Source organism: Bacteroides fragilis NCTC 9343, assembly GCF_000025985.1.
Taxonomy (GTDB): domain Bacteria; phylum Bacteroidota; class Bacteroidia; order Bacteroidales; family Bacteroidaceae; genus Bacteroides; species Bacteroides fragilis.
In genome coordinates, this window is sequence record NC_003228.3 from 4,035,763 (window position 1) to 4,047,618 (window position 11,856).

An 11,856-nucleotide genomic window follows, 5' to 3' on the forward strand; every position below is an offset into this window, starting at 1 on the left:
TTCATCTTATTCCATTTTTTCGTATATTTGCTTCGAACGGAACATTTTAACGGAAATCGTTGTTCAAAAAGCAAAAAGAACATGGAAACAGAAGAAGAAATACAGAATGTAAATGTCCATCACGGACATAACATAAGGCGCACCCGGATCGAGAAAAACATCAAGCAGGACGCATTGGCAGCACTCGTAAACATGACACAACCGAATGTATCCAAATACGAGAAGATGCGGGTGATTGAGGATGAAATGCTAAATAGATTCGCAAGGGCACTGAATGTGCCGGTAGAATATCTGAAAACGCTGGAAGAGGATGCACCTTCTGTGGTATTTGAGAATATCACAAATAATGTGCATGACAATAAAGACAGCTCAATGGGATCTACAGGATATAACAACGATAGTATAACTAACACTTTTAATCCGATTGATAAAATCACCGAACTCTACGAGCGTCTTCTCAAAGAGAAAGATGAAAAATATGCTGCGCTTGAAAAACGGATTCAAGGTCTGGAACAGCAAAATAACAACGGAAAGTAATTCCGCAAACATATCTCTCCATATAAATGGGTATAGCCATCCGATGCTTAGGGTGTAGCCATACCGGGGTTAGGGTGTAGCTATCGGTCCCGGATGGCTACACCCTACTTATTATGTGCAAGTTCCATCGGGGCGGGCATCCCTCACCCGTTTCTCCGGACAAATCTTCGATCCGGGTATATTCCACATGACATTGTATACATGTATCTGTTTCCGCTAACACATCATTAAATACATAAAAAAAGCAATGGAATATGCTTGGCGTATCCAATCAGAAACTTCTGCCGGCATGTGGTCTGGAAAGAAAAAAAGAGTTTTAATCAGTTTATAACTGACAGACAGTTATATTAGAGCTATAAAGAAAGCATCAGGAATTGACAGTTATGAAACGATTTATCGCTTATTTGACGCAAAAGAAGATATTATCTTCTCAGTCCAAATTGAGAAAAGAATGAATTCTTCCTCTTTCTCACTAGCTAAAAAGGAGCTTTGGTCCCTATTGGCCAACTCTCAATCAAATTTCATACAATTCTATTATTCCATTAATAAAATACCAACTAATAGGTATTTTGCTAACAAGAAAAAATTTGTAAGTTTGCATAAACTAAACTAATTTTAATTATGAAAAAATTTGATTCACTCTGTTTATCTCTCGTACTTGTTGCCTTATCCCAAAAGAAGAATAATAGAATCGTTGAATACCGAGTATTAACAAGTGAGAATATATCTAAGCTCTTTAATTGTTTAGGAAAAAATATAGTATTACAATCACATTATTAAAAAACACTAATAAGCAGTGCGCCAGACTCAAAAGCACCAATTATCCAAGATATTTCTATAGAGTTTGGATAAACATTTTATAGATTCTGACTTTCGTAAAAAGAAGAAAAGAGTTCCTTAAATATAGTTTAACCTAAAAAATTAATTATGAAAAAATTAGTTATAAAAAATTTCCCGCAAAATAGTCATCACTATTTTATAAATAACTGCGCTATAACAACGGATATATCCCAAATAGTGAGATGGAATATTTTAATATTTTTTTTCTTGGTTTCTTTAACAGGATGTAAGGATGAATTATTTATTGAGAATGAAAGTACACCAATAAGTACACGTGCTATTCCGACCCCAGAGTTTGATTGGGAGAATTGTGATTGGATGCCTACCCCCAAAGGCCAAAGTCCTATACCCAGTCCTTGGGTAGGGCAAGGTAGTATAGTATCTGTCTATGGAATAGATGTTGTTAATGATCGAAAGGCATCAGATGGCTGGTTACTTTTATATAATTCTTTTAATTCAACAGCAACAGGCCCGTTGATAAATCCATATTTTATACTTTATAATAAATATCGTGGTTTAATGCGTATTTTTCTTTATACCACTACACCATTTATATCCCCATCAACGTATATTCAGGATGGCCTTTCAATTACTTCCAGTGGTTATAAATCCTCTATGCTCAATTTTATGGGGGAATATATTATAGATACGGATAAACCAAAGCAAACTTATTCACAAATGCAACCGGCTCCGGATGATGGTTCTCTTCCTTTAGCCTCAAATAAATGGTATATGGTACAATATGAATTAGCTTATGATAAAGGAATAAGCAAGCTACCCTATAACTCCATTCAAATGGCTTGGTATATGAATTATCATAATGTCGAAAAAATAAAACTGGGTGGAGATCTTGTTGGAACGATTAAGGGAACAATTGGTAGTTCCTCTGAAAATAATATTTTTTCAAATCTAGGAAAAGCTGTAGGTGATGTTGCCAAAGTGGCGGGTACAGGAGTTGTTGCAGGACTCGGCGAGAATTTCCTTACCAAGAATACTATAAATGAAGATACCGGACAGAATAACTTGGGTTTACCCAATTCTATTTTTAAAGCTGCCCTAAAAGGGATAAGAAGTGCTATAACTAATAGTGCAAATGGATTACCGAGACAAATAATTGGTATTTTTAGTGCTATGTTTAAAAAAGGTGAGAGCCCACAACTTGTTAGTTTGAATATTAAAGCTAATATCAACTTGGAAGGAACCGGATTAAATAGTGGCTCTTTCCCATCAAGTCCTACATCTTTTTGGATGCCTGGAACTTCAATACCACCAACTGCGATAGGCTATCTTCCTTTGTATAATGAAAGTTTAGGGATATTTAATTTTGTAAAGGGGAATATAACAATTACCGGCAAGAGGGATATACGGATTCTTAATGTTGTTGACGAAGGAGAAACTGTAATAAATGAGACAGTTAGCTTTTCTCCCAGAGATTTTTCGCAATATCTCGAATTTAATCCTTCTATTCGAGATATTGTAAATATAAAAATACAGAAACAAGAATTGTTGATTTTTGTAGAAGACAAAGCAAGAAGTGTTACTACCAATGCTAAGGTAGAAGAATTTGGTGACGAGAAGGGGTATGTTGATCCCAATGAAATTAAGTGTGGACTTTATTTTGGGCAATCAAGCCCTGAAGAGGTTCCTCCATTTGATGAAAAACCATTTAAATGTGCAGTACGCTTCACGCTTCTAATTGAACCGCATGATGGTGCGGCTGCAACAGTAGTAACGAAAACATTTTTGTTAAATCCCATTTATAGTATAACGGAGAACGTTTATATCCGTCATTAAGAATATATTTAATTTAAACCGATAAGAATAATGAAAAAATTAAGAATTACGTGGTTGTGCCTGATATTGGCTGGAATACTACTAGGTGTATCATCATGCTCTAACGATGCAGAGGAGTTACAAGGTAAGCTCGTTATAACATTCGCCAAACCGACAAAGGGACTCAAAGTTGCTATTTGTTCGATGGAGAATACTAAGTACCCCATTTTAGTAGAATCCCCGAATGTTAATGGAGTATTGAAAGTATCGTTGAATATAGGGAATTATTATATAAAACCCTCTGATGATTCTTCTGATATGTATTCGGACATCGGAATACAGGTTAGACCGGATAAAACAACAACAGTGACATATGGCGAATCTCGTCAGGTCATTGGAAGAGAATGATTATAATATTTAAACCCAGAATGGTTTTGACAGATTCAGCTTGAACCTGTCAAAACCATCTTTTAATAAGGAAAGAAGATACCCCAGACCTTTAATATGAAGTGGTAATATGTTTCTGCGCTTTATTAAAAACATGAAATTTCTAACCAGCAATAAAAGTATAACTTCCTCTAATCTGCAAGGACGACTACAATACCGGAACATGGTTATCTGGATATATTAGACTTACTGACATAGGGTTGTCATAGAAAGTGTTTGAGAGCAAATGTCAAAGTGCCAAAATGTCAAAATGATAATCCAATGGCTCTATATCCCGTTCTTTCGGGCACGTCTCTGATGAAGTTCGGAAAAACGGCTCACAGACGATTCCCCGATTATCATTTCAACAGGTCATTCAGCTGCTTCCTTATCAAATAGAAACAATAAAGGAGTATTATCCGCCGTAATCTCCTTGTTAGAGTAGAATACCATTCTTTTACACACTTCGGACAGGATACTTTCCGGCAAGCAACGGGAAGAAAATCCGTGCTCTTATCGCCCGATTTGCATAACAATATATGTAATCTGCCAAAACATTAGGAGATATTTAAAAAAGAAGTAAGCAAATTAGGAAAATGTAACCGTCTTTCAAGGCAAATGCTTACTTGTTTTGAGGTAAATGCTTACTTGTTTTCCGGAAAAGCAAGGCTCTACCGACTCAAAAGAGCGGTTCTTCGCCAAAGAAACCAGCCATTTCTCACTTCTACCGTCCTAGTTGATCCGGAGAAAGAAAAGTACGAGTCTGTAAAAAGAAGAATTTTATTGCTTTTTATCTGTATTACAGCAGAAACGATATAATTTTGATATTCCCCTTCTACATCATCAGATTTATATCTTTTCAGTAATAGTGTATACGTCTCTTACTTAAAAATAATTTCTCTAACCAGATTCAAACGAATACCGTTTTTCTGATAAAATGATGTCATTTTGTCCTTATAGTTGACCCTAAAGTTAGGATGCCTTTTATTACATACAAATGCACGCTTATATTTATATCTCGATAAATCGTGGTTAGCCTTGAAATGATCAATGGTAGTTTGTAATTGTTCGTCCACCGCATGAAAGATCCAATCGGCTGCTTGTACTTTCAGTTCAACGAAAACAATATTGTCATCATTGGTTAACATGGCATCACAACGAAAGTCCATTGTTCCGTCACTTCGATTCATCTCTACGCAATTATCGACTGCTGTAAAGTTGATAGATTGATTCGTTTGGTTCTTTACCACAGCAACCCATTTATCCGGTTGATTCCTATCTACATAAGCAGGGGTCTTTTTTTCTTCGTCTTCATCATCGCAAATGCCAGATTCCTTATCAACGATGTTCTCTGTCTGACACTTTGCTATAAAAAAATCAATGGACATAGTCACTTAGTTTTTATAATCAAACTCTTGTTCTATTTCAAGTAACTGATCGAACAATTCATTAGTCACTCCCAATTGGATATTCAAAAAGTTCTCGTCAGAAGGCAAGCCCTCGTAAGTACTTAACCTAAATACTCCTCCGTCTTTCAGTTCGTAAATCCGGAGTCGCGCCGGATCTATCGCACTGTCCGCAGGAACTACCTCTTTTATTCTCTCTTGCAAAGTTTCATTTGCAGATACTTTTTGAGTCAGCAAAAAAGCTTTTGCGGCTAAAGTGAGATAATTGATGACATAAGGACTATGCGTAGTAAGCACAAGGCGGTTCAACTCTATCTTATTGGCATAACTTAATAAATCGAAAAGTACACTTCGCTGTGACTCCGGATAGAGATTCAGTTCCATCTCTTCAACAATGTTCACAAAGCAGGAATATTTGAACCGGGATGAGATATTGCGCAACATAGCGAACTTTACCCCATCCGTAAGTGATTTATCATTCATAACTTTATTCACTTCCTTTTCAATCTGCTTCTTCTCTTTAATGCTCAAGTCCTCTTTATTGGCATTGTCCAGCACTAGGTCGGATAAGAATCTGGTAATTAAAGAAAGAGGTAAAACAGACTGATAACCACTGGAAGCTGCCGACAAACGAATCTTGTAATCGCTGCCTTTAATCCACGATATCTTATTGAGTGCGTCATATTCAAAATCAGTGTCATTGAATGGAAGCCGATATCCGGTTTTGAATGCCTCCTTAGCCTTATCAAACTCTTCAAGCAGGGTTTCTAAAGATTCCGGCAGACTTTTCAATCCATCCGTATCATCGGCTGTACTCAAAAAATTTCGTTCAGCTGGAACATACATTACCTTCGCTACCTTATAAGACTCCGGAAGTCCTTTGGCTTCGACATGAAATTTTTCATTTTCATAGAAGAAGTTATAATGTAATCCATAAAAACGGATAACCGTTTCTCTCTTAAAGTATGATTCCAAACGGTGATAGGCACAATATATTTTCTGGAATCGTGAATATTGGGTAATGTATTTTTCACTGGTGATACGGCGTGCCAGCCCCTTCTCCAACCACGTAAACATGGAGTATAATTTGGCAATGGTACTTTTTCCCGATCCCTGTTTTCCTATCAAAACCGTATATTTGTCGAACACGACATCCGCCTCGGATATAGGTCCAAACTGATATACAGTAAGATTAACTGTTTCATTCATAAATAAACCCCTATTGATATTTACATTCAAATATACTACAAAAATACATTATTAACCCGTTTTCTCACAAAAGTTAATAAAATAAGATCGGGCAGCCGCACAATCGTCGTTTGATCGAAGACCGGCAACGAAGGTAAATATGAATCAATCGCAGATATAACATACTCCAGAAAGCTCCTACCCTATAATAAAACTTTGCGTGCAAACTATTAACTGTTTATCGCTAAACCATTAACCGTTTGCACGCAAAGAGTCATTTTTGGGTAGTGGTCTTAATGCCCCTATTCTTTTTTTGATATTCCTTTACTTTGTCCTCAGACATCAGATGCCTGTTCTTTTCATATTCTTCATGGATCTGCACTTCCCGGCTCTCCATGTCCTTCTTCAATTGCCTGTCTCTATTCATACTTTCTACGTTTTAAAGATTGGCAATATGACAAATCCGGAAGAAGAAAGTTTGGAGGTTTAAGGAAGTTTAGGAGTAGCCGGACTGCTTTTCATCGACCTTCCTTACTGAACCAGGCCGATCCGGACTTTATAATTTCCGGAAGTAAGTTCCGCTCCCGATTCCTGAAGGATGGAACGCGCTTCGGAAGTCATTGTTTCTCCATCGGCATTGGTGGCGGTAAGCGTATAACTTAAATGGGTTCCACCGGTCGGGACATTAAAATATAAAAGGTCTGTCACATTACCTGCCAGGCTTGCCTGACGTCCTGTAGGACTACTTACGGTAACGGAGAAGTCTGTAAAGTTTGCCATAAATTCATCCGAATACTCAACGCCAACCCCGATATTAACTTGCGGTGCTTTCACCGAAATCAGAGTAACATCCTCCGATACAATAGCGAAAGGATAGTCGACGCTGTAGATGGGTGTACCCGATTCATTGTCCGGCGCCTCGGTCTGATCGGGAGTAAAGGCCTTCAGGGTATATTCACCAACCGGAAGAACGATCCTTTTGGAAAGCTCCGCTGCTCCAGGATCATAACTACGTACACACTCAGAACCTTGCCAGATCTCAAGCTTAAGTCCGGCATCGACGGCACGAGTAATGGGCAGCGTTTCGGTATCACAACTGAGGATGATATTTTCTACACGGAGATAACCGACGGAATGATCGGGAGCAGTTTGCTCGCTACAGGAAGCCGTAGCAAGCAAGAGGAGAAAGAGGTATATATAGGTTTTCATATTTATTTGTCATAAATTAGTTCTACATCGTCAATGAATAGTTCACTACCACGAAACATAGGGTTAGCCATATTAGAATTTGTTAATTCCGGTTGCCACCAAGATCCACTAAAAGATTCCCGCTTCTCAACCTCTGTGTTAAAACCTGATTTAAAAAGCAGAACTAATTTATCTGGCTTTAAATCAATATATTCATTCAAATAATTTATATTAAGTAAATATGGTTGATATGAGCTGATTACTTCGTCCGTTTGCAACTGACCATCACCGATAAGAGTTTCTCCATTATATATTTCCACCTTTATGTCAGTTTTATCTCCTTTATAAGGAGCATATTTGTACCAAAAACGGACACCTGTAGGATGTGAACTATACGAAATATCTTTCTTTAATTCGCTTTGAGTGATATTCTTAGGTTTATTATTAGTACCACCATATCCATAACCAATTGTCATAATCCAGACAGCCGATTTATCTCCTGTCTCTGCACCCTCAGGTACATCCTCAGTTGGTCGCGTTCCAGAACGAGAATTATACGCATACGCCGTTATAGCACATTCACCTGCTGTCATTACATTCAATGTAGTCCAACCACTCCATTCATATTGGGCGCCATAACTACCTGAAGCCTTGCCATCCTCACCTCTCACAATTGAATATACAGCCAAGTTACCATTCTCCAACGGTGTCTGAGGATACGTTTTCACCTCCACTTTCTCTCCCGGTACTTCTCCCCTATATTTCGCTCTCACATAATAAGAGGTTCCCGGACTCAGCCCTGCCTTTCGCAAATCTCCGGGCATCGCCTCCCAACTATTACCATCGGCACTAAATTCGTAAGCAATATCGGTAAACTTATCTAAATTGCCGGTTTTCACGCTATCGGCAGTGAGTGTGTTCAAAGTAAACTCTTTCGTCCAAACATTGCCCGGATAATAACCCACTTTAAAGACAGGTTTCACAGTCCGGATGGTATACATACCGGCATCACTCCAACGGTCATTTGCTTTTACCCGAACGGCTATTATATTATCCGTATCCTGTCCTCCATCGTGAGTCAGCATGCCGGAAGTTACTCCGGCAAAGTCGATAACTCCCTCAGTACTTCCTGCAGTCAGATCGGGCAAGACAATATTCACAGCAGCCAAAGCCCGCCGATCTTCTTCGGAAAGTTCCGACAGCAGATACGTCTTATTCAGATGTTCCAAATGCTTATCCGCAAAGTTAAAGGCAAACTCCACATCCTGAACCGGACGCAAAGCTGTATACGCAATGCCGGCTCTCGACAAAGCATCTGCCGTCTCGGTATAAGTCAACACATGATTTTCATCGAAATCCTCACTAAATACCTTAGCCTTCGGCAACCAGCTGTCGGGTACGGTTTCGTTGATAGTAATAGGTTCCTGTTGAGTTTCCGTAGTGACCTCTAGACTTACATTGGAAGCCTTCATGGAGAGCTTATAATTATACTTAACACCCGCTTTCACTGTCTCGATCGGATTCAAAGCATAACTTCCCTCCTGCCCTGTCTCTACAGAAGTACCAATCAATGCCATTGTCACCCGGCCTCCGGCTTTAAAGTAGGGATGTGTGGCGTCTCCCGGTTTCCAAGTAACCGACTCCCCCCCTGCGCTGACTTCCACATAATAATCTTTCAGACGTTTATCAAAGACCTCTTGATTCACAATCTCAAAAGTAGCCAGCGCATTGGCTACCTTACAGCCGACAGTAACCGTCGTTGCTTTACCCTTCTCGATGGCAATGTCTTGAACTTCTCCATAATAATAGGGTGCATCCAATGCCAGTGACGGATTCTCTCCAAGATAAGCCTTCAGTTGATAACTGCCTACCTTGAATACCCTTTGATCTCCGAAATCTCTCAATGCACCTTTGTATTCGGGCACGATTGTCCCTTCTCTGTCACGCAGCAACTCAATCGTGAACTGTTGCCGCAATTCATCTGACAAAGCCTCCGGCAAAGTCCGGGTAACCGCCGCTTCATCCGTCAATACGATATTCAAACTGCCGTTAGGCATCGTTTCTATTTCTTCCTGACACGACAGGAAAAAGAACAAACAACACACTAAAGATAAAACAGATTTATGCATAGCTCTCTTTCTTATTCATACAATAATTCAAATTCATCGACCCACAGTTCACTGCCTACACCTACCGAACCGGTCACCTTCATCCCGGTAAAGTCACCGCCATAATGGCTCGAAGTGGCAACAATCGTTATCTTGGCAGGCTTCGCCGTTTTATTGGTATAAGTCACATCGAACCGGAACTGAGTATATTGGGTCACCGTCTCTTTTCCGATGAACTCTCCGTAACCGATCTCGTTATCTTTATCGTCCCACAGACGGAGATAGATATGGCATTCATCATTTTTCAGATTATCCGGATTACCGACATAATCCACCGGTTTAGAAGTATATTTATACCACCCCTTCAATCCGGTGGGACGTGCCCCCGTAAACGAACGTCCAAACTTGGGGCTATCCTTGGGACTTTGGGCATTCGTTTTATAATCACCGATAAACAGATTGCCGGCAGCCACCCCTACCAGCGGCACACTACCTAAAGTGACCATATAAGCCGCCTTTCCGTTCACAACGCTCTTTTCTTCCGGGCGGGTACTCGAATCACGGCTGCCCGCCAGTGAAGAGGTCACTCCATCATTTCCGGTTGCCCAGAAAGAATTTGAGCCATCGGCATTAGGATACCAACTCTTCTTAAAGGTTCCTGTGGGATTCTGCGACCAGGTATCGAAGTTTAAGTTAGGTATTTCCTGTATCTTTTCGGTAGTAAATCCGGATTCCGTACTAGGAACTTCCTCGACCACTACCCGCCAAACGTAATCGGTACCATCTTGCAATCCGGTCAGCGTCGTACTGAAAGTTGTACCACTTTCCAGTTTCACATCTGTTTCGGGTACAACGGTCCAGGTATCTTCCGACTTCTTCCTGTATTCCACACGGGGAGTGGTTCCTTGCTTCATACCCCCGTTCAATGTGGCTCTTGTAGCCCACACATCGGCACTTCCCGTGGTACCTGTCGATGTGGTACGTACCACATCGACCGTCCATAGCTCTTCTTTATCGAAACGGTTGACAACAAACTCCTGCGGTCTCCTGAAATTGGTTACAGTGGATGGATCGGGAGTGATGGTAGCCTTACTGCCTCCCAGAATCATCTTTGTTATCTTGACAGCAGACAAATCCTGTTTCTGCGAGACATACACCAATACCGTGTGATTCTTATCATCGATGATGGCAGGTAAGGCCTGGTTCTCGACTTCGACTACTCTCTCGATTGTCTGCTTAACGGTTATCATCCACTGATAATCCTGATAAGTACGCAACAGAACAGGAACGGTCTTACTGAAATCGACCCGTGTATCTGCTCCTGCCGGCAAGTCGGCTAAAGCAGAAAAGCCGGCCGAAGGAAATTTATTGGGGCTGACGCAGTATTGTTCGTCTATGCTGTAAGTGGCCTCTTCGTTCACAACGAACCTGGTAATACGTAATTCTTCTATATCGACTTCATCACCCACTTCCACTACGATGGTGCGGCTGTTCTTGTTTATCTCGGCATCACCGGTCTGCCCTTCTACTTCGAAAGCTGTAATTTCGCCTTTGATGTAAGGGTAAGGAATGTCATTCTGTATGCAAGCACCCAGAGCAAAGACCGACAGAAACAGGAATAGATAAATTTGTAAACTCTTCATTTCTCAAAACACTGCTTAAGTTAGAAATACATCGTCATTCCGAGATTAATCGAGAATAAGTCTATCTTAAAATTACCACTTGCACTATGACGGGACGCCTTGTTTACCTGATTGTGTATCTGATCGACCCATTTATAACTGAATCCCATCACTCCTACCGAAACTTCTACCGAAGCAAAATCGGATACGAATGCCGCCAATCCGGGAGCCGCACCGATCTCAAACGTGTGAGAACGCTGATAGTATCCCGTCAAGTCGTTACCCGTACCATTGGAATGTTTCCCCTGCCCGTAAGCATAAGTCAGACGTACTTCATTGAAGAAGCCGAACACTTTACTGCTGCCCAGCCCCATATAGGTACGCAGAAATCCGGATGCGGAGTAGTTATGCTCCAGATACATATCGTCTTTGATGTGGAACGAAAGATCATCGCCCAGATTAATGTCTACGTTTCCTATATTGAAGTAGGTACGGGAGTAGGTGAACCTGCCTCCCGCTGCCATATTATCAGCAAAAAAGTATCCTCCGAAAGGACTCAAACGGAATGTATAACCTTTGGCATCGATGTTTGCCAATACCAAAAACTGATATTGATCAGCACTCTGCTCCGAATACGAAACTGTAGAACCCATAAACCATTGCCCTTTCGGGACAAACACACTCTTCACGATTCCACGGTCAAACTTCTTCTTTGCCTGGACCAGTACCGGACAAAGAAGAAGTAGAAATATGATTATTTTTTTCATT

10 protein-coding genes are annotated in these 11,856 nt (G+C 40.4%); 3 read left to right on the forward strand and 7 right to left on the reverse strand.

The window, feature by feature from the left end:
- The first annotated feature begins 81 nt into the window (after positions 1 to 81).
- The 3 genes from BF9343_RS16515 to BF9343_RS16525 all read left to right on the forward strand — a co-directional run bounded on the left by BF9343_RS16515 (position 82) and on the right by BF9343_RS16525 (position 3,558).
- Positions 82 to 537, forward strand: a complete 456-nt coding sequence (locus tag BF9343_RS16515) for a helix-turn-helix domain-containing protein (protein WP_005802441.1) — start codon at positions 82 to 84, stop codon at positions 535 to 537.
- A gap of 927 nt (positions 538 to 1,464) precedes the next feature.
- Positions 1,465 to 3,171: a hypothetical protein gene (locus tag BF9343_RS16520; protein ID WP_041926254.1), complete on the forward strand. Its 1,707-nt coding sequence runs from the start codon at positions 1,465 to 1,467 to the stop codon at positions 3,169 to 3,171.
- A 30-nt stretch (positions 3,172 to 3,201) separates the two neighbouring features.
- Positions 3,202 to 3,558 carry a hypothetical protein gene (locus BF9343_RS16525; protein WP_005790457.1) on the forward strand — a complete coding sequence of 119 codons (357 nt, stop codon included), beginning with the start codon at positions 3,202 to 3,204 and terminating at the stop codon, positions 3,556 to 3,558.
- An 899-nt stretch (positions 3,559 to 4,457) separates the two neighbouring features.
- Here BF9343_RS16525 and BF9343_RS16530 read toward each other — a convergent pair.
- The 7 genes from BF9343_RS16530 to BF9343_RS16555 form a co-directional block, all read right to left on the reverse strand.
- Complete coding sequence (locus BF9343_RS16530; protein WP_010993409.1) at positions 4,458 to 4,964, reverse strand: hypothetical protein; 507 nt, start codon at positions 4,962 to 4,964, stop codon at positions 4,458 to 4,460.
- A gap of 6 nt (positions 4,965 to 4,970) precedes the next feature.
- Positions 4,971 to 6,191, reverse strand: coding sequence for an ATP-binding protein (locus BF9343_RS16535; protein ID WP_005797870.1), 1,221 nt, complete (start codon positions 6,189 to 6,191; stop codon positions 4,971 to 4,973).
- 253 nt (positions 6,192 to 6,444) lie between these two features.
- Positions 6,445 to 6,597, reverse strand: a complete 153-nt coding sequence (locus tag BF9343_RS23075) for a hypothetical protein (protein WP_077687742.1) — start codon at positions 6,595 to 6,597, stop codon at positions 6,445 to 6,447.
- A 104-nt stretch (positions 6,598 to 6,701) separates the two neighbouring features.
- A complete protein-coding gene (locus tag BF9343_RS16540; RefSeq protein WP_010993411.1) occupies positions 6,702 to 7,379 on the reverse strand; it encodes a DUF4493 domain-containing protein in 678 nt (225 codons plus the stop codon).
- A gap of 2 nt (positions 7,380 to 7,381) precedes the next feature.
- Positions 7,382 to 9,487, reverse strand: a complete 2,106-nt coding sequence (locus BF9343_RS16545; RefSeq protein ID WP_010993412.1) for a DUF4493 domain-containing protein — start codon at positions 9,485 to 9,487, stop codon at positions 7,382 to 7,384.
- Positions 9,488 to 9,498: 11 nt separating this feature from the next.
- Positions 9,499 to 11,109, reverse strand: a complete 1,611-nt coding sequence (locus BF9343_RS16550) for a PCMD domain-containing protein (protein WP_010993413.1) — start codon at positions 11,107 to 11,109, stop codon at positions 9,499 to 9,501.
- Between the two features lie 20 nt (positions 11,110 to 11,129).
- Positions 11,130 to 11,855 carry a hypothetical protein gene (locus BF9343_RS16555; RefSeq protein WP_005781085.1) on the reverse strand — a complete coding sequence of 242 codons (726 nt, stop codon included), beginning with the start codon at positions 11,853 to 11,855 and terminating at the stop codon, positions 11,130 to 11,132.
- Between the last annotated feature and the right edge of the window lies 1 nt (position 11,856).